Genomic DNA, 17,853 nt, shown 5'->3' with positions numbered 1-17,853 from the left:
TCAAAACATTGTTATTATATCACAAAATTACCTACTGTTGCTACGATACTGCACAGGAGTCATTCCGTACTTTTTCTTGAAGAGCCTGTTAAAGTGCTCAACGTTCTGATAACCTGCCGCTTCAGCGACTCTCTCAACCTTCATGTTTCCGTTCTTTAAAAGAATGCTTGCCTTTTTAAGACGAATCTTTTTAACGTTCTCTCCGAAGGTCATGCCGGATTTTTCCTTGATATATTTTGAAAGATACGGCTTTGATAAATAAAACTCTTTTGAAAGATCATCAAGTGTCACTGTCAGGTAATTCTCCTGGATGTAATTGAGAATTGCACTGATTCTCTCATCCTTCGCATCTGTGCTTGCCTTTACTTCGTCAAGCTGGTTGACGGCAATTGTAAGAGCGCTCACGGATGATTTGATGATATCCTCGTCAATGCCAACTCCCCAGAATTTCTTGCCGTTGCTTGTGATACCAACATAGGTTACAGCCTTGGATGAAGAACCGCGGCTAAGCGCATGCTCCTCATAAACAGAAAGCTCATAGCTGATGTTGAAGTACTGTTTGAAAGCATTACTTACAGCATCAAGACGTCCGTTTCCGTTAGCCTCAACTATATGCTCTTTTCCTGCATGAGCAAGTGTAACCTCTGCAAGGATACCGTTTGTCTGCTTGAAGTGACAGTCTGCAACTCTGAATACAGAATCGTTGTGAACATATTTGTCTTCAAATATCTGATAGATTCTTCCGGGTGCAAGCTCAGCATGCTCTCTGTCGGAAACATCCTTTATTGTGTAGCTGATGTCTGCCTGCATCTCTCTCGGAACCATCATGCCGTAGTTGTTCTTTAATATGTAGCTTACGCCGCCCTTTCCGGACTGAGAGTTAATTCTGATAACATCGCCGTCGTACTCTCTTCCAAGATCCTTGGGGTCAATAGGAAGATAAGGAACGGTCCAGATTCCTTTGTCTTTTCCTGCTTCGTGCCATGAGAAGCCCTTGCTGATAGCATCCTGATGAGATCCTGAAAATGCTGTAAATACAAGCTGTCCTGCATAAGGCTGTCTCTCGAAAATGCGCATTCTTGTAAGACGCTCATAAGTCTCGCCGATCTCATTTATGTTGCTGAAGTCAAGCTTCGGATCAACGCCGTGCGAATACATGTTAAGAGCAAGTGTAACGATATCAACATTACCTGTTCTCTCACCGTTTCCAAAAAGTGTTCCTTCTATTCTGTCAGCACCTGCAAGACATCCAAGCTCAGCATCACTGATTCCCGAACCTCTGTCATTGTGCGGGTGAAGAGAAAGCGTTACCGCATCGCGGTACTTAAGATTTCTGTGAATATACTCAACCTGAGTTGCAAATACGTGAGGCATAGCAATCTCTACGGTTGTAGGAATATTGATGATAACCTTATTTTCCTTCTTGGGCTTCCATACATCGAGCACTGCATTGCAGACTTCGACCGCATAGTCAACCTCTGTTCCGGGGAAACTCTCTGGTGAATACTCAAATGAGAAGTTACCCTTTGTCTCCTTTGCAAGCTTGTCAAGAAGCTTTGCACCATCTACAGCTATCTGCTTAACATCTTCTTTATTCTTTTTGAAAACCTGCTCTCTCTGAGCTACGGATGTGGAATTGTAAAGATGGATGATCGCTCTGGGCGCACCCTTTACAGCCTCAAAGGTTCTCTTGATGATGTGCTCTCTCGCCTGCGTAAGAACCTGAACGGTTACATCATCCGGAATCATGTTCTTTTCAATAAGAGTTCTCGCAAACTCAAACTCTGTCTCAGACGCTGCGGGAAATCCTATCTCAATCTCCTTAAAACCAAGATTTACAAGCATTGTGAAAAACTCAAGTTTCTCATCAAGGCTCATGGGCTCTATAAGTGCCTGGTTACCGTCGCGAAGGTCAACGCTGCACCAGACCGGCGGCTTGTCAACGTAATCTTTTTTCACCCAATCATAGGTAGCCTTGGGTGGCATGAAATACTGTCTCTGATACTTCTCGTAGTTCTTCATAATGCTCCTCCTGGTTATAAAATATTCAGTATTTTCAGTCGATTTATTACAATCACTCTACCTGTTTGTAGTGGAATTAATCGGATTCTATATTGTTATCGACACAAAAATAAAAATCATCAACTAATATTGATGATTTTTATTTTAGCACTTGTATGAAATTTTAATAGTGACGGATTTAATCAGTTTTCTTGATTTATTTTAATGTAACACTTCGATTATTAAATATCTGCTTTCCAAAGTCCATGGAGATTGCAGTACTCATAAGCAGCAACTGCCTTCTCGCCATCTGCAAGAACAAACTCAGCAACAGGCTTGTCGGAAGGAGTGAGGTTTTTCTGCATGTAGCCTTTATCGGTCTCAAGCCAGATGTACTGAATATAATGGGCGTCCATCATAGGATGCTCAACTTCTCCAACCTTAACGGTTACCTTATTTCCACCAACTTCGACTACCGGAACGTGCTTCTCATGAGCGCCGTCAGAAGTTCCGGGAACGAGAGCTGTCATAGGATCACCGCAGCAAACTGGCGTGCACGCAGCATCATTGATTTTAATCACCATACTACCGCATTTTTCGCACTTGAAAATGTTCATAAAAACCTCCTTTTATATCATGTATTTTAGAAACATTAATAATTCTCAGCTTTTATCTGGAAATAAGCCTGAGGATGGTTACATACAGGACATACCTCCGGAGCGGAAGGACCGATTACGATATGACCGCAGTTTCCGCACTGCCAAATACAATCGCCATCGCGAGAGAAAACAAGCTTGTCTTCAATATTCTTAAGAAGCTTCTTGTAACGCTCTTCGTGCTCTTTTTCTATTGCTGCTACGCCCTCGAAGAGTTCTGCTATCTCATCAAAGCCTTCTTCTCTGGCTGTCTTAGCGAAAGACGGATACATCTCCTGCCATTCATAGGCTTCGCCTTCTGCAGCTTCCCTCAGATTTTCAATAGTGCTCCCAATTCCTGTCAGTATCTTGTACCAGATTTCAGCATGCTCCTTTTCGTTTGCAGCTGTCTCCGCAAAGATATTGGAAATCTGAACAAAGCCATCCTTCTTAGCCTTCGAAGCAAAGAATGTATATTTGTTTCTTGCTTCAGATTCTCCTGCAAAAGCCGCCTGAAGATTTTTCTCTGTCTGAGTTCCCTTTAAATCATCAGCTCTGCATCTCCACTTGTTGTTTTCTGCCATTTTATCCATCTCCTTCCCAATATTATTTGATTCCTACATTTCTAATAATAGCATAATCTACCGCTATAATTTATTAGATTTTTATAAAAATATTTGTCGCAATATCGTAAAATAATCAAATCTAGATTATATGTGTCAAAATGTTTTCTTGACATTATTTTGCTATATCATTTCCCACTATACAGTATCTTCCACGCTCTGTATCTGGAGAAATTGAACTTCCTTATCTCCTTATAATCCTTCTCGTAGTAGCCGCGCTTATCACTAAGTCCGGTCTCGTACAGTTTCAGCAACTCTTCGTTTCCGACATAGGCCGGAACAGCATCCTCGGATATTTCTTCAGTAAGGTATCTTGTCATTGAGCTCTCGTATCTTCCCACTGAGTCTGTGCCGCCTGAGGTTTTCATGTATGCAAGGTCATACTTTGCAACATGGTAATCAGGGTTAGCAAAAACGAACACAATATACATCGCAGTCATCGCTATCATGCAGCACTTAAATACCGGGAAGTTGTCATTATACAGTCCGATAATCAAGAACAACAGGCAAATCGCAAGCACTGCAAGAAACCATAATACAAACACTCTGAGGAAAGTAAGGTGGTAAGCTTCTATATACATAAACATTCTGAATGCACTTGAAGCTATCATTATATAAGTACAAACACCAATCAGAGTCAGAATCGCCTTAAGGACATTATTTTCTGAAAAGAGCTTCTTACACACAGTGACAATTGCAAGGTTGAGCACACTTACTGCAAGCAGCTGATAGAAGCCCTCGTGTGCATATTCTGCAAAAGTATATTTTGCGGGGAGTGTCATATTTCCCATGAAGAGGAACACAATCTGTATCACACTGAAAAGCAGATATACAATCGCAAGAAGGCTTGAAAAGGTGATGGCCACGATTGCGTTATATCCGCAATTCTTATTCTCTACAGTAACACCCTTCTTGGTAAGCACCTTAGCAACTGTATAAAAGAGCCAGAGAGTCCAGGCAAGCATCCAGAGTATTCCGATCACATCCCAGAAATTATCAGGAAGCTTGAAAAGCCCAAACACTTTACCAAGAACATCAGAGAAAATTGCATCCGCGGAAGCAAGAAGTGCAAGCACAATTGAAAGAAGCGGAACTGCAACACAGATTCCGGCAAGTACTGCTATCAGGTTCTGCTTATTCTTTGAGCTAACCTTAGCTCCGCCCACCTTGAAACACTCAACGCAGTCCAACACCGGATCAGGCAGATTAGTTAAAGGTGACACAACCACTAACAATATTCCGATAAGATTACTGATAATATCCCACTGCTTAGTATCAGCGTACAAATGTGTCATAAAGCTGAACATCAAAAGGAATATGGCAAATCCATCAACAAATAAAAGGGACTCATTTGCAGTGGTGCACTTTGAAATTGATAAGAGCATTAACGAAATTATGTAAAATAAGTTAAGAGCGCTTTTCCCGTCTCTGTCTTTAAAAAGTGACAAACCGTCGCTTTTTCTGGCAAATGCAATAAGTATAAGTGTGCCTGCCATAAAAAACGGATATGTAATTCCTGAAGTATTTCCATAAAGGCAGAAGGTATGCAGAATTGAAAAAATTACAGCCAACGCTCCATACTTTTTAAAAGAAACTGCATCTCCCTTAGCCTTAGTCTGAACGGCATCCTGCACATAACATGCAGCTCCCACAGCGGTCTCGGCCAGGCATGCCTGCTCCACACCATTCTCCTGTGATAATCCCCCATTTATTGGTCTTTCCATGGTGATTCCTCCTTTTTGTGAAATGCCATAATAGCAAATCACATTTTATTTGCGGTCATTAAATTCAAGTATCCTCATCCGGGATGAATTCGAGAATATCTCCCGGCTGACAATCCAGCTCTCTGCATATCGCATCAAGCGTCTGAAGCCGCACTGCTTTTGCTTTGTTGTTTTTCAGTATTGATAGGTTCGCCAGAGTTATATCAACCTTCCCGGCCAGCTCTGTGAGGCCTATCTTCCGCTTCGCCATCATCACATCCAAATTTATAACGATTGCCATCTCTTCCTCCATCCTTAGATCGTCAGATCGTTCTCTTCCTTGTAGCTGACTGCCCTGTCAAAAACCTTTGCCAGAACCTTGCTGAGTATTCCCGCAAAAAGAAATACCGCTGCAGTCACTAAGGAAGCAGGTGTGAAGTAGATAAAATTCCTGAGGATTTTTACCACCGCAATCGCAAATGCATAATTCCCCATTCTCGACAGGCTTTCAACATTCTCCCTGATAAAACAATTGTCCTCGATAACCGTTTTCATCATCTTTCTGAGTTCAAAAAGAATGAGTAGTGCCAGCCCACCGGCAAGCATTATGGAAATTATTGCAAAGATGTAATGGTCCATAATTTCTGCATATTCAGTCGTATCTCCGAGAACCGTCATGGTGATCTCCACTGCCTTTTTTAGTCCGAACGGCACTGCAATCTCCATGATAATTCCAACAACAAGACTGATATCCAAAAACTTCTTGAAATAAACATTTAAGCGGTCGCTCATTATTACCGGTCTCACTCCTTTTCATGCGCATATAAATAATCTTAAGATATTTTCGTTATATCACAGTCATTTTTGAGAGTCAATAATTTTTTATCGTTTTACGATAAATAGAATTTCACCACAGAAACAAACCAAGCCTATAAAAATGGATAAAAAAACTGCGCATGACCCGCTAAAAGAGCCATGCGCAGCGTAACTGCCAAATATTTTATACAGCTTTTTGTCCTTTATTTGTTCCCTGTCTTTTTCTCATTCTTTGCAATAATGGGAAGCACAACTCCGAGTGCGGTAAGCACAAGAGGAGTGATTACATTAAGTGCAAAGGTAAAAGGATCTGTATCATACATACCGAGAATGCAGCTTGCTGCAGTCACGATAAAGCACCATGCTCCAAAGAAAACTGCAACACCCTGGTTCTTGACGAATCTATACTCAGCGGGGAACTTATCACCTGCTTTTCTAAGTGCCATATACGCAAAGAACACCCAGAGATAACGAAGAGGCATACATACAGAATTGAGCTTTGTAAGCTGCTTAAGTACTGCTGCCGCACCGGGTACAAATGACTGAATAAGAATGATTGATCCTGAAAGAACTGCAACCATCTTGATTCCGTTTACATACGCACCGGCATCATTTTTCTTAAGAAGACCTGAAGGGATGAACTCTCTTGCATCCTCGTTATCAAGAAGCATACGAAGAGGTGCATCAATACTGATAACAAGAGTTGAGAGCTGGCCTATCATGTTGCATACAGCATAGATGATAAGAAGAAGATCACCTACATGATAGTAATTGCCAAGCTTCTGGAATGCCCAGTAGCTTCCGTTTGAATTGTAAGCATTAAAACTCTCTGCAGATGCGTTGATCTCAGCAGGGTCGAACATCATACCCATTGAAATAGTTCCGAGAATAGCGCATACAACTACCATGATAGCAAGTGTGATCATGGATCTGGGGAACCCTTTGCTGGGATTCTCAACCTTGTTTACATAAGGAGAAATCTTCTCGCATCCGCCAACAGCAAATACAAGGATTGAAAGTGATGTGAAGTATTTAACATCAAACTGAGGGATAAGATTTTTCATCCCAAAGTCCATTGACACAAAGCCAGCATTCGGATTGATTGCCGGAGCTGCAAACATCATAAGGATATAAAGAATAGACATCACAAACATACTTGTTCCAGCAATTGTTGCAAGCTTCTTAAGAGGATTAAGACCTCTTGATGCAACAAAGCAGAAAAGAAGAAGAATTGCAAAAGTCACAAGCTGAACAGCAAGTGTCGGGAATGTGTCGTATGTCTCACCGTTTCGGAAAATAGCCCAGCTAAGAGCCTTAAGACCGCCTGATGACTTTGACGCAATATAAGTGATATGGCATGCCCAGTAGGTCCAACCCGCGTAATAAGCAACCTTGGGACCTGTTGTACTGAGTATCCATGAGCTTACTCCTCCGCCTGATGTTTTGAAAGCGGAGCCAAGCTCACCGACCATAAGTGCATAGGGAACAAAATAAAGTGCAAACATTAGTATCCAGCTGAAGATAACCTGAATACCATTGAAGTAAACGAAACCATTTAATACGTTACCAAAGCCCCACACCGTAGAGAAGGCCATGAACGCCAAAGTGGTCCATTTCATACGTTTTGAATCCATTTCTCTAACTACCTCCTAAAAATTCATAAATCTTTCGTTTGCAAAAACAGATTCGTTTTGAGTGCAACTTTTCAAGTTTACACCCGAATTATAAAAATGTCATCACCTAGTTTCAAAAATGGTTGATATTGAATAAAAACAGACGATTAATGCATTATCACAGGAAGCGTATGCTCCTTGGAAAAAGTTGTTTGAGCAGCTGAACTCTCAACCGGTACAAATTTGGTATCCTTTGACTCGGGATTGATTCTAATCATCGGTGTTCCGTCACCCGCCATAAAAGCCTTAACATATTCATCAATGTTATTTATTTTGTAAGGAAAACTCATCGCTCCCATGGAAAGCTGCGGGAAGGAATGAATGTCGGATCCGGCTGACATAAGAAAATTGTGTTCTTTTGCAAATAGATAGCCAAGAGCATTCTGCCAGTCAGGGTTGTTGGAGTTATAAATCTCCGCTCCGTCGCAAACGGAAGGCGTCAGATGAATAGCAGACAAATAGCCCCTTTCTCTATAAGGATGCGCCTGTATCATGATTCCGCCGGCCTGATGGACGAGATCGTAGACCTCTTTTCTTGATTTCTCCATGATGTCTTCATTCTCAAGGAGCCAGTTTTTATCAACTCCGTAAAGAAGGTATTCGTCGCCCTCAAAGTTGAATTCAATGCCAAACATAACCGTGAAATCAAGCCCATCGGCAGCATCCAGCGCGTGCTCATAGCCGCTGCAATACTGCTCCACCCTGTTCTCCCAGGGCAGAACCCTTGGTATGCAGCTGTTTCCGTTAAAAAAGTGGTCGGTAACAATAAGACCGCTGTAGCCAAGGTCCATCATGTATTCAATGTAGTCACCGGCCGGCGTAATTGAACAGGCACTTGCCTCCATCGTATGCAGGTGTGTTTCGTAAAGGTATTCCATATATTTTATCCTCTCGGAAAATCATCGTGAATCAGTCCCAAGTCATAGTCCTGATCGTCATCATAATCATATACATTATTATCTTCCGAACCTACGCTATTGCCAAGTACTTTCGCATACTCAGGATTCATAAGAATCTCTCTGAAAAGTCCATGGCAGCCCTCTGAGCAGTCCCTCCAGGTATCATCAAAATTACCGGTATACCACGGATCAGACACATCTCCGCTCCTGTCGGCAAAATCAAGCATCTTATATACTTTACCCTCAGGATCATTATTGAAAAGCCGCTTCAAATCTCTGATATTGGCGCTGTCCATACCGATGATAAAGTCAAATTTGCCATAATCAGCCCTTGAAGTAAGTCTTGCTCTTTTCTCAGACACTCCCAGTTCATTATCCGGAGTTCCTATTCCGTGCTCACGAAGTTTCGCCTTAGCAGGCGGATAAACCGGGCTCCCCTGACCATTCCATATCTCATCTGTGTGAGTGGCTGAGGACTCAATATGAAAACAGTCACTTAAATGCTGCCTGCGGACAATATCCTTCATAATAAATTCTGCCATGGTGGAACGGCATATGTTGCCGTGGCAGACGAATAGTATACGAATCATATTCTAAAACCTCATGTTTACTATGTTTTTTTAGATTTTTATACCTTTTATCACGGCATATAATAACCATAAAATGGCATATTATTTCCTTCAAAAGGTATAAAGAAAGGTATAAATCTTTTCAATTTATACCTTCAATTTTTCTGCAAATATGGACATTTTTACACAACATTCATTCTGGCGATTTCTTCTTTGGCATCTTCAAAACCTACATGTGCATAGACATTTAGCGTTACACTTATATCTGAATGCCCCATGAGATATTGAAGTGTCTTTGGGTTCATTCCAGATTTTGCCATATTAGAACAATAAGTATGTCTACATACATGGGGTGTAACATCAGGCATTTGTACCTTATAAATGCTATTGTACTTTTCAACTATATGCTTAAAGTAATGTTCCCAATGAAGAGAATAGGTTATGCTTCCATCTTTATCAAAGTATAGGAAACCAGAATATCCATCAACCATAGGTTCAATCTTTGGTGGCTTTCTATTAGCAATGATTTTTCTAAAGCATTCCTCAACGTCTTGCTTCATTGGCAGAACTCTTGTACCGCTATCTGTCTTAGTCTCTTCGATATAATATCCAATTTTAGATTTCTTTTGCAACTGATGATCTATATTGATACTATGTTCATTGAAATCTATGTCTTTGATCGTAAGACCGCAAAATTCAGAAATACGCATTCCAGTTTTGAATAAAATATAGATACCTTCATAGTATCTGCTAAAGTGCTTATCCTCTTTAACAAATTTTAGGAATCTTCGTTCTTCATCCCTTGTTATAGCTTCACGACGAGCACTATCATTGATAACCACATCCACAAGTTGAAACGAAAATGGATTTTTACGAATAAGATCATCATCTACAGCAAGCTGAAAAGCTGGTCTAAGCACGCCTCTAATAGAATGAATAGAACTATAACTACGTCCATCCTTCTGCTGAAGCTTTATTAACCATGTTTTTGCATCTGACAATCTAACAGTATCAATCCTTTTTCTTCCAAAAGCATCTCTTTTTAGCACATTAACAACAGTATTATAACCCGCTTGAGTTGTTGGTCTTACTCCTGTTTTTGTGGCTATATATTTCTCGACAAGTTTTAGAACTGTCAGATTTCCACCATTAGAAACAATATGATCAAACAAATCTGCTTGAATCTGCTTTTCAAGTTCACGAAGTGAAAGAGTGCGCCTTTTTCCTAAAGGTGTCGGATCATTATGATCGAGCCTCCAACTGTAGACAACCTTCTCTAATCCGTTCGAATCAACATACTTGAATCTATATCGCCCATCAGGCATCTGCATCTCGCCATTGTGTAAAATTCGTCCTCTTTTATCTCTCCTTTTTATGCTCATTTTTTGTCTCCTTTCAGAAAAGAAGACTACCTTGGATGACTAATAGTATATCATCCGATAGCCTTCTTAACTATAGAGTTTTACTTAAGTTTTCACTATATAGCAGTTTGGTTGTTTAAAAACTCCTCAAACAAAACCCTTTTTATTCTGTAGTGCGAGCCAACCTCTAACAAGAAATCTGCATTAGGATTATCTCGAATGATTGCATATATTTTTTTAATTCCTATTCCGAAGTAGGTGGCAGCTTCTTCAATGTTCAACGAGTATTTAACATAGATTGGGATTTCTTGCCTCATATATCTGCCTCCTTCCTACTATTTTTCATTTTAACCGCTTCAATATAATCAATTCCCACGAATCCATCATAATGACTTTCAGATATTGGTTGAAAACCTTCATCATAAATACTTTTTATAATTGCTTCTTTTTCTTGTTCACACTCAACATTCCATGTTTTAACTATAGGTTTGGGTATGTTCTGTGAAGAAAAATATCTATGTCGATTATGCGCTATCATTGCGCTTTCCTTGGTAAAATACTTAGTGACATATTTAGCAAGTTTTATGGATGTCATTGAATCGGTTTCAATTTTAATTGCTGTACTAAAGCCATACTTCCAACTCTCTATGTTATATATCGTTTTCCCGGTCTTATCTTTATGATTACTATCTACCAACGATAAGTCGCCATAATCGCACAAGATACAATGCATATGCCAGGAAGATAGGTCACTATGTAGTTCTGGCACGCATAGAAATGATAAATTATCAGCCCCAATATTTTTTCTTTGATTTTGCAACCATATCCTTGTTTTTGAACAACACTTCGAAAAATCGCTTCTATTGACTTTGGCATTATCGAAAGTCAATGTGACGAAAAGAGCATTTTCTAAATTCATAGACCGTATTATTGTTAATACATTTCTTTTTGACCTCTGTACCGATTTCCGTAAACTATCCTGTTTTTTATAAAATATATCTTCGTCACTCTCGATTACAGTTACTTCTGTATTTGTGAACGGTTCTATAACAACATTCTTCTTTTCTTTTGATATATTAGGATTAGGTGGACGAGCATATCCATCATCGAATCCCACCAAATCATCGAAGACGGAAATTGTAACAGTATCGTTATATTTAACACATTTCAAATTAAATCTCATTGTATTGACCTCCGTATCTGATATAGAGAAATGTTGCCTATATCAAGTAAGGCAACATTCCCGCTATGCTTTCCAGCTCCGCTTTCGCTTCGCTGTCAGCATAGCGTTCATGAGCCAAACATCATACGTTGGCGCTATAAATGCATAGATACAATCATCAATCATTACAATGCCATGTCCTGTTCGAGATATATGTTCTTGCGGGATTTCAACCTCATCTATCTCAAGCATGGTTCTTATTGATCTCGATACTTCACCCATAACGATTTTTACGAAGTAGTTTTCACGTGCATTACCAAAATATTCAGCATTTGGCTTTTGTAATATTGTCCACATATATGCACCACCATTTTTCCCAATTCTTCTGCCCATCATCAATATCTCCGCAACTTGATCCATAGCCTTCTTGGCTAGCTTCTTATCAAAAGACGTTAACCATATAAGAAAAGCGGCGTATTCGTCAAATACGCAGACAATCTTATCTGATAAATTTTTTTCTTTTATCTCAATAAATCTTCCATAGAATTTATCAAGCATATCAATACAATCTTTACCGTAGCTTAAATGTGACGAGTCAACGAAATCATAATCGCCAGAATTCTTAAAATCCAAGCAAAAAACTTCGCAATCTGTCTCAAAAAGAGACGATAGAAGATATGTGGTCTCATAGCTTTTACCTGAACCAGAAGCCCCGACAATCAATAGGTGCGGATATTTCTCCAAATTGAATGAAAAAGCAATACTACTATTCCCTATTATCCTGTATCCGATTTTTATCGTACTCATTTCTTTCTCCAAAGGCCTTTAACTTTTCATCTAATTCGTCGTCATGTACTTCTATGGCAGAATTACCTATAGCATTCAATTCCGAATTCACCTGTATCTTTCTAAATGAATCCTGCTCAGAAGCAGTACGAGCATATCGAACCATGCACATTCGATATCCTGAAATTATCCATTCCAAGTAACTTATATCAACATCCGTTATAGTACAATGCATATTTGTAAGGCACCGCTTTCCTAACATTTTTATCAACTTATCATATGAAGATTTGTTATCGTCGATCCATGGAATAGCAAATTTATAATATGCAACTCCTTCCATCACACCAGCTTCTTCAGCAACAGTTGAATTCATTTGCAAGACTCCTTCCCATTGCTTTTTGGTATCATCTGGAAGAAGGTTCATAATATCTTCCTTAAGCATTAAAGGAAAATAAGAATTGTGAAGCCATGACTGTGATCGACTATAAATAAGATCTTTACACATCTCTGAAACAAACCAAATAGCACTATCGTAAGTGCAATTATGTATTCTTTTGATAATAACAACCGCTAGTGCCAAGGCTCCAAAAGGAGCCAGGGCAATAGCAATAATAAAAACTATGTTCATTCTTTTACCGCCTTATTATTTGATGCTCTGCTTATTCCGGTAATAATTGGATTAAAATAATCATCAAACCCAAGTGATACCGAAATAGGTGTATCTTCAAAAAGACCATCCTTAACCATCTGCTCGCCAGCCTCAGTTGATATAAAAAACTCCTTTGATATCGGCTTTCCTTCCGAATTATGTGCCTTTAATGTAGCTTTGTACCACATTCCTTTTCCATTCTTTTTATTCCCAGAAGTTAGACACACAAGCATTATGTTCATCATGTATTTTTACCTCCTATTTATGTTGTCAAATCGATTAATTGAACTAACACCTTGCAGATATTTTTTATCAGCACCGTCACGGCAATATCGAACCACGATATAAACCAAGCCTTTGCCATCATCACATAAATCAACAAGAATATCTGTCGGATAAAAATTCTTCCTCAAATATTCAATTGTTTTATTACATATTTCAAAAGCACAACGCTCTACATCTGCTGTGTTTTGTACTAAAAAAGATACCGAATTGGGGCTAGCAATGCTTTCGGTACTGTATTGTATAATTAGATCCTTAATACAGCTGGGTAATGTTTCAAAAATTGTTTTTGCATTAATCTTTTTTCTTTTAAACACGCTTTTCCTCCTTCCTCAGACGGCGTCCCATCTGAAACTTGTATACTGTACCTTAAGTATAGGTCCGCTTTTTGACACCGTATATCGATAACCAAATAATCGATAATAAAAAAGGAAGCGGATTATTCCGCTTCCTCCATCAGTATATTTAGAAAATCATTCAACGCTTTCTCTTGTGCACTATCTATTATTGTATCTCGTTGAGCAATAAAGACAGGTATTTCTTTAATTTTATTCTGGGATACATTATTTAATTTAGAATAGAACGCCTTTATGTCTCGCTCCTCAGAAGATATAAAGATATTGACTATTCGTTCAAAATCAATATATTCATTTTGACCTTCAAAACTATAGTAAACCCCAATTCCATTTCTTAAAATACTAATGTCAAATCCATATCTAGCACATATAAGATAGAATTCATCTAGTTTCCGCATACTATTAATAACTTTAGTGCCTGCATAATTTCTGCTTTTATCTATATCATCATAAATAGCTTTATATGGAGCAGCAAAAGACTTATTATTATACTTTTTATTTGCCCAAGAGAAAAAATCGGTTTCGGACAACTGAGTAGCAATTTGACCAATTGTATCTCCTGAAAAAGCAGTAATAGCATCCAAAAGGATTCGCAAATATAAGCCATTACACTTGTCTATTTTAGCCCAATTTTCTTTGTCCCACTTGGCACACATCTTAGAAATGGGATGATATTTTCCGAAAGCCTTTGACATAATGTTTTTTACGTTATCACTTTCGTTAATTACCCTTATTCCAAAAAGAGCATCAGGATATTCAAAATCTATATGCTTATCAAGTCCGAGAATAATACCTTTGTGCGTTATGTAATGGCGATATTCCTTACCTTCAAATAAATAGTTTTCACTCAAATCCATCACCTTACCCTGACACAACAACTTTCTCCATATAACAATCGAGGAATTCCTCTGTCACCCCATGAAGATGTCTTTTCTGACATATTGCAAATAGTTCTTCAACAGCACTATAAGGGAAATAGCGAGCATCTAGTTCTCTAAATATTTCCTTATTCGCTTCCTGTACCACATGATCCCGGTCTTCATCTGGCGCAACTATTACATATCTTGTCTTTATTGGTGGAATTTTCTGAGCAAAATTAAGCATTCTCGTCAATCCGCTAGTAACACCAGTAGTATGTTCCACCTCAAGCACCGCCGGCATAAGTCTACCATTTTTAAACCAAATACAATCAATAAAAAGTCCAGCATCAACAGCACCTTGATAGGGTGCTACAATATTCTCGTTATTCAATTCCTTAACTATACCGTCATGTTCAACAAGTGGTATATCATTATATTTTATGCCTTTATCATTTTGTGCAATCCAAGTCCTGAAGCCTAATTGTAGCCCTATAAGATATAATGCTATTTGAATCTGAGTATGCCGTCTAGCAATTTCTATAGTCAGTCCACCTTCAATAATAGTATCCGGCACATATAGTGAATCATATACAGCAGAAGCCATTGGTATTTCAGATATTGCTACTTCAGTTTCAGCCTCAACCAAAACTCCATTCTCATGAGGCTCGCTAGGTTTCCATAATATATGCTTATGACCATGCTCAACCTCAGTATTTCCGGCTATATCTTTAATCCGGCCAGGATAACAGTAATAAAACTCCGGAGTAAGGGCAACCAGCGTCTCAAGAACTGATCGAGTATTATAACTAGCACCTAGTATTCTATCAATATTGATAGGTGCATTTTCCGAAAATGCATTTGCCACTCTCCAAATCATTTCTCTTGATATAGTTTCAACCTTTGCGGTATTTTCATTTTCTCCCTTTGCCGGAATCCATCTTTTAATTGAAATCGGACCATCAGGCAATTTTACATCTAGAATTTTTATAAGTCCCTTGTTCTTTGGATTTATATAATTATATGATCGGTTCTTTGGGAGTTGATTGATAAATGATGCCAAATTATAACCTGTTATCTTATTCATTCAGATTTTCCTCTAAATAGTCATAAATGGTCTTAGCAACACCACTACTCATAACATAAGGAACACCATTACCAACAGTTTTGAATTTATCTGTTAATGTCATTTCTTTAGGTAAACAAAAATCTTTTGGTAATGATTGAATAGCTAAAGCTTCAGCAACAGAAATGCGTCTTTCTTTATATGGATGTAAATGTACTTCATTATTACCGTATGCCGCAGTAGGAGAGTATCTCCATCTATGTAGACGTTTATATGATTTCTTTGAATCATCGCCTTCTTCAACTGTCTGCATTCTAATCAACCCTTGCCTAGGAATAAAGAAATCGTCTTTATTCATATGGTTTTCAACTTTGTTTTTGTTAAACCAATATTGTACAGTTAATTCTTTAGGAATTCCGTTAGGGCACTCTGTAACACTATCCTTTATAAAAGGATTTCTAGTCGGCCACTTTATAGCTTTTACTTGTTCTATTGAATACTTATGATATTTGTCCCAAGGAAAATCATCTATATTATCTGAATCAATTAATGTCCTTTTGATACCAAATAATAAAATTCTATCTCTATCTTGCGGTACACCATACTCTAAAGCATTAGTCAATCTCTCCGTCATAACATAGCCGGATTTCTTTAGTATCTCTTTTAACTCTTCATAAAACTCTCTGTGTCTTGCAGTTCGCCATAACCCTTTAACATTTTCAAATAGGAAAAAATCCGGCTTAAATTCTGAGATAACACTTATATAAGATAATGATAGTTTACCATTATCACCATTACGACCTTTATTCTTGCCAGCCACAGAAAAATCCGGGCATGGCGGTCCACCAATAAATCCAACTATATTTCCTTGTTTTTTTTCTTCTGAAATATAACCTCTCAACAGTTCCACTTGATCGGCTAGATATACATTGATATCAGTATTATTATAGCCATAATTTGGCTTTCTAAGCTTCATCATTTCTCTAGAATACTTATAAGCATTAATGAAAGATGTCGAAAATTCATTTACAAATTCAATATCAAACCCATTTTTTTCAAATCCCAAGTCCAAAAAACCACTTCCTGAAAAGAAAGAAAAAATCTTATATCTACTACTCATTTTTTTACCTCTATAATTTTCTAAATTAAATTATATCAAATAAAATAGGCGGGTGAAATGGCACACTTCACACCGCCGTTACAATTTTTTCCAAGATAGTCTTCAAATATCAATAGGTATAATTTCGGTATAAAATACCTACTTGCTTATATCAACGTCAATGACTATAAGTATTACATCACCATCTGCATATGTTCCCGTGGCAGACGAATAAAATACGTATCATTCAATCTCTCTTTCCGAATATGCTCTCTTATGCGCTAAAAAGCGCTTATTTGCGCGGTCGATATTTAACCAATTCATTGTACATAAAATCATTCAAAATGGATTTAATAGAGCGAACACAAAGCAGCGATTATGATCTGACAGAAGAAGTCATATCGTATGTAGCAAATAATTGTACCGAAAACATATCTTTGCAGACTGTTTCCAGAGAATTCGGCGTAAGTCCCTACAAAATTTCGCGAATATTTTCAGGAATAGTTAAGACCTCCTTCCCTGAATACGTCAAGATTCACAGAAAAAACAACGCTGAATTTCTTCTTGTAAATACGAATAAGGATATAACGAGCATCGGATTGGAATGTGGCTTCAACAACCAGCAAAACTTCAACAAAGCCTTTAAAGAATGCGAGGGAATAACACCTTCTGAGTTCAGGAAGAGAATAGCCAAAAATATCAGCAACAGCGGTCATGTGCCGCCCATTCCCAAGGAGGCTGTAATAGAGTCTACCAATAAGACAATTCAGACATTGTCAATATCAGGGTAAAATGAAGGGCTTTAATTCAAGATATTGTGTAATTTTTCCTACTCATAAGATATAATTAAGAAAATTATTTTCCATAGATGCAATAATGAGGTATTTAAAGAATGGGTAAGAAAAGGCATAACATAGCTTTGCTGGTAGCCGGATTTGAAAATACTTTTGTTCGGCAGCTCTGCACCGGTGCCATGACTGCGGCAACAGAGACAGACAGCAATCTTGTGGTTTTTCCGGGAAAATTCATAAATCCCCCCTATTATGATAAAAATTAGGCGTTTGCGAAACGCCAAAAGCCGCATAAATACGGCATTTTTCTAGCAATAAAAATGAATAACCCCTCACCGGATATGGTACAATAGAATTGACAAGAAACCACTGACCAACACCAAGAAAGGAGTTATTCTGATATATATGATACCATACAAACAGCTTTCTTTGGCTGATATCTTTGCAGATTGCCAAGATAAACTTGAAAATGACAAACCTGCTTTCCTGTCTCTATTAGAAACACATATCGACCTTGATGAAATT

At 38.3% G+C, this 17,853-nt stretch carries 21 protein-coding genes; 2 read left to right on the top strand and 19 right to left on the bottom strand.

The window, feature by feature from the left end:
- Positions 1–27: 27 nt before the first annotated feature.
- From G630_RS0109900 to G630_RS0109810, 19 genes are all read right to left on the bottom strand, one after another.
- Positions 28–2,022 (bottom strand): 2-isopropylmalate synthase, encoded by a 1,995-nt coding sequence (locus G630_RS0109900; RefSeq protein WP_026498473.1) that lies wholly within the window; start codon positions 2,020–2,022, stop codon positions 28–30.
- A 221-nt stretch (positions 2,023–2,243) separates the two neighbouring features.
- Positions 2,244–2,618, bottom strand: a complete 375-nt coding sequence (locus tag G630_RS0109895) for a desulfoferrodoxin family protein (RefSeq protein ID WP_026498472.1) — start codon at positions 2,616–2,618, stop codon at positions 2,244–2,246.
- A 35-nt stretch (positions 2,619–2,653) separates the two neighbouring features.
- Positions 2,654–3,220, bottom strand: coding sequence for a rubrerythrin (gene rbr, locus G630_RS0109890; RefSeq protein ID WP_022760481.1), 567 nt, complete (start codon positions 3,218–3,220; stop codon positions 2,654–2,656).
- Between the two features lie 167 nt (positions 3,221–3,387).
- Positions 3,388–4,983, bottom strand: a complete 1,596-nt coding sequence (locus G630_RS0109885; protein WP_022760480.1) for a DUF4153 domain-containing protein — start codon at positions 4,981–4,983, stop codon at positions 3,388–3,390.
- Between the two features lie 64 nt (positions 4,984–5,047).
- A complete protein-coding gene (locus G630_RS0109880; RefSeq protein WP_026498471.1) occupies positions 5,048–5,263 on the bottom strand; it encodes a helix-turn-helix domain-containing protein in 216 nt (71 codons plus the stop codon).
- A gap of 14 nt (positions 5,264–5,277) precedes the next feature.
- Positions 5,278–5,754: a DUF2975 domain-containing protein gene (locus G630_RS0109875; RefSeq protein WP_026498470.1), complete on the bottom strand. Its 477-nt coding sequence runs from the start codon at positions 5,752–5,754 to the stop codon at positions 5,278–5,280.
- Positions 5,755–5,981: 227 nt separating this feature from the next.
- Positions 5,982–7,412, bottom strand: a complete 1,431-nt coding sequence (locus G630_RS0109870; protein WP_026498469.1) for an APC family permease — start codon at positions 7,410–7,412, stop codon at positions 5,982–5,984.
- A gap of 146 nt (positions 7,413–7,558) precedes the next feature.
- Positions 7,559–8,329 carry a PHP domain-containing protein gene (locus G630_RS21400; RefSeq protein WP_022760476.1) on the bottom strand — a complete coding sequence of 257 codons (771 nt, stop codon included), beginning with the start codon at positions 8,327–8,329 and terminating at the stop codon, positions 7,559–7,561.
- Between the two features lie 5 nt (positions 8,330–8,334).
- On the bottom strand, positions 8,335–8,940 hold the full coding sequence (locus tag G630_RS0109860) for a low molecular weight protein-tyrosine-phosphatase (protein ID WP_026498468.1): 606 nt from the start codon (positions 8,938–8,940) through the stop codon (positions 8,335–8,337).
- A gap of 161 nt (positions 8,941–9,101) precedes the next feature.
- Positions 9,102–10,301 carry a site-specific integrase gene (locus G630_RS0109855; protein WP_026498467.1) on the bottom strand — a complete coding sequence of 400 codons (1,200 nt, stop codon included), beginning with the start codon at positions 10,299–10,301 and terminating at the stop codon, positions 9,102–9,104.
- Between the two features lie 95 nt (positions 10,302–10,396).
- Positions 10,397–10,597 (bottom strand): excisionase, encoded by a 201-nt coding sequence (locus G630_RS0109850; RefSeq protein WP_026498466.1) that lies wholly within the window; start codon positions 10,595–10,597, stop codon positions 10,397–10,399.
- Entirely contained in the window at positions 10,594–11,463 is an 870-nt protein-coding gene (locus G630_RS0109845; protein WP_026498465.1) for a rolling circle replication-associated protein, read from the bottom strand. The genes G630_RS0109850 and G630_RS0109845 overlap by 4 nt, the downstream gene beginning before the upstream one ends.
- Before the next feature lie 63 nt (positions 11,464–11,526).
- On the bottom strand, positions 11,527–12,249 hold the full coding sequence (locus G630_RS0109840; protein WP_026498464.1) for an FtsK/SpoIIIE domain-containing protein: 723 nt from the start codon (positions 12,247–12,249) through the stop codon (positions 11,527–11,529).
- On the bottom strand, positions 12,209–12,856 hold the full coding sequence (locus G630_RS0109835) for a hypothetical protein (protein WP_026498463.1): 648 nt from the start codon (positions 12,854–12,856) through the stop codon (positions 12,209–12,211). The genes G630_RS0109840 and G630_RS0109835 overlap by 41 nt, the downstream gene beginning before the upstream one ends.
- On the bottom strand, positions 12,853–13,122 hold the full coding sequence (locus G630_RS0109830) for a hypothetical protein (protein WP_026498462.1): 270 nt from the start codon (positions 13,120–13,122) through the stop codon (positions 12,853–12,855). The genes G630_RS0109835 and G630_RS0109830 overlap by 4 nt, the downstream gene beginning before the upstream one ends.
- A 6-nt stretch (positions 13,123–13,128) precedes the next feature.
- On the bottom strand, positions 13,129–13,476 hold the full coding sequence (locus tag G630_RS0109825; RefSeq protein WP_026498461.1) for a hypothetical protein: 348 nt from the start codon (positions 13,474–13,476) through the stop codon (positions 13,129–13,131).
- A 122-nt stretch (positions 13,477–13,598) separates the two neighbouring features.
- A complete protein-coding gene (locus G630_RS0109820) occupies positions 13,599–14,366 on the bottom strand; it encodes a hypothetical protein (RefSeq protein ID WP_196805778.1) in 768 nt (255 codons plus the stop codon).
- A gap of 10 nt (positions 14,367–14,376) precedes the next feature.
- Positions 14,377–15,459: a hypothetical protein gene (locus tag G630_RS0109815; protein ID WP_196805777.1), complete on the bottom strand. Its 1,083-nt coding sequence runs from the start codon at positions 15,457–15,459 to the stop codon at positions 14,377–14,379.
- The gene (locus G630_RS0109810) at positions 15,452–16,558 is read right to left on the bottom strand and encodes a DNA cytosine methyltransferase (protein WP_026498458.1); all 1,107 of its coding nucleotides are present in this window, start codon (positions 16,556–16,558) and stop codon (positions 15,452–15,454) included. The genes G630_RS0109815 and G630_RS0109810 overlap by 8 nt, the downstream gene beginning before the upstream one ends.
- Before the next feature lie 323 nt (positions 16,559–16,881).
- Here G630_RS0109810 and G630_RS0109805 point away from each other — a divergent pair, with 323 nt between their 5' ends.
- Both G630_RS0109805 and G630_RS24655 read left to right on the top strand, forming a co-directional pair.
- Positions 16,882–17,328, top strand: a complete 447-nt coding sequence (locus tag G630_RS0109805) for a helix-turn-helix domain-containing protein (protein ID WP_026498457.1) — start codon at positions 16,882–16,884, stop codon at positions 17,326–17,328.
- A 101-nt stretch (positions 17,329–17,429) separates the two neighbouring features.
- The gene (locus G630_RS24655; RefSeq protein WP_155831965.1) at positions 17,430–17,594 is read left to right on the top strand and encodes a hypothetical protein; all 165 of its coding nucleotides are present in this window, start codon (positions 17,430–17,432) and stop codon (positions 17,592–17,594) included.
- Positions 17,595–17,853: the final 259 nt, after the last annotated feature.

The sequence above is a fragment of the Butyrivibrio sp. WCD2001 genome (assembly GCF_000424485.1).
Classification (GTDB): domain Bacteria; phylum Bacillota; class Clostridia; order Lachnospirales; family Lachnospiraceae; genus Butyrivibrio.
Note: the sequence above shows the minus strand (reverse complement) of the source record. Positions and strands in the feature narration are given on the sequence as shown.

Coding starts and splice junctions, on each gene's coding strand:
- G630_RS0109805 (WP_026498457.1), top strand. CDS start 16,882: ATGGATTTAATAGAGCGAACACAAAGCAGCGATTATGATCTGACAGAA.
- G630_RS0109840 (WP_026498464.1), bottom strand. CDS start 12,249: ATGAGTACGATAAAAATCGGATACAGGATAATAGGGAATAGTAGTATT.
- G630_RS0109895 (WP_026498472.1), bottom strand. CDS start 2,618: ATGAACATTTTCAAGTGCGAAAAATGCGGTAGTATGGTGATTAAAATC.
- G630_RS0109845 (WP_026498465.1), bottom strand. CDS start 11,463: ATGAGATTTAATTTGAAATGTGTTAAATATAACGATACTGTTACAATT.
- G630_RS24655 (WP_155831965.1), top strand. CDS start 17,430: ATGGGTAAGAAAAGGCATAACATAGCTTTGCTGGTAGCCGGATTTGAA.
- G630_RS0109815 (WP_196805777.1), bottom strand. CDS start 15,459: ATGAATAAGATAACAGGTTATAATTTGGCATCATTTATCAATCAACTC.
- G630_RS0109860 (WP_026498468.1), bottom strand. CDS start 8,940: ATGATTCGTATACTATTCGTCTGCCACGGCAACATATGCCGTTCCACC.
- G630_RS0109885 (WP_022760480.1), bottom strand. CDS start 4,983: ATGGAAAGACCAATAAATGGGGGATTATCACAGGAGAATGGTGTGGAG.
- rbr (WP_022760481.1), bottom strand. CDS start 3,220: ATGGCAGAAAACAACAAGTGGAGATGCAGAGCTGATGATTTAAAGGGA.
- G630_RS0109830 (WP_026498462.1), bottom strand. CDS start 13,122: ATGATGAACATAATGCTTGTGTGTCTAACTTCTGGGAATAAAAAGAAT.
- G630_RS0109880 (WP_026498471.1), bottom strand. CDS start 5,263: ATGGCAATCGTTATAAATTTGGATGTGATGATGGCGAAGCGGAAGATA.
- G630_RS0109835 (WP_026498463.1), bottom strand. CDS start 12,856: ATGAACATAGTTTTTATTATTGCTATTGCCCTGGCTCCTTTTGGAGCC.
- G630_RS0109810 (WP_026498458.1), bottom strand. CDS start 16,558: ATGAGTAGTAGATATAAGATTTTTTCTTTCTTTTCAGGAAGTGGTTTT.
- G630_RS0109900 (WP_026498473.1), bottom strand. CDS start 2,022: ATGAAGAACTACGAGAAGTATCAGAGACAGTATTTCATGCCACCCAAG.
- G630_RS0109870 (WP_026498469.1), bottom strand. CDS start 7,412: ATGGATTCAAAACGTATGAAATGGACCACTTTGGCGTTCATGGCCTTC.
- G630_RS0109850 (WP_026498466.1), bottom strand. CDS start 10,597: ATGAGGCAAGAAATCCCAATCTATGTTAAATACTCGTTGAACATTGAA.
- G630_RS21400 (WP_022760476.1), bottom strand. CDS start 8,329: ATGGAATACCTTTACGAAACACACCTGCATACGATGGAGGCAAGTGCC.
- G630_RS0109875 (WP_026498470.1), bottom strand. CDS start 5,754: ATGAGCGACCGCTTAAATGTTTATTTCAAGAAGTTTTTGGATATCAGT.
- G630_RS0109855 (WP_026498467.1), bottom strand. CDS start 10,301: ATGAGCATAAAAAGGAGAGATAAAAGAGGACGAATTTTACACAATGGC.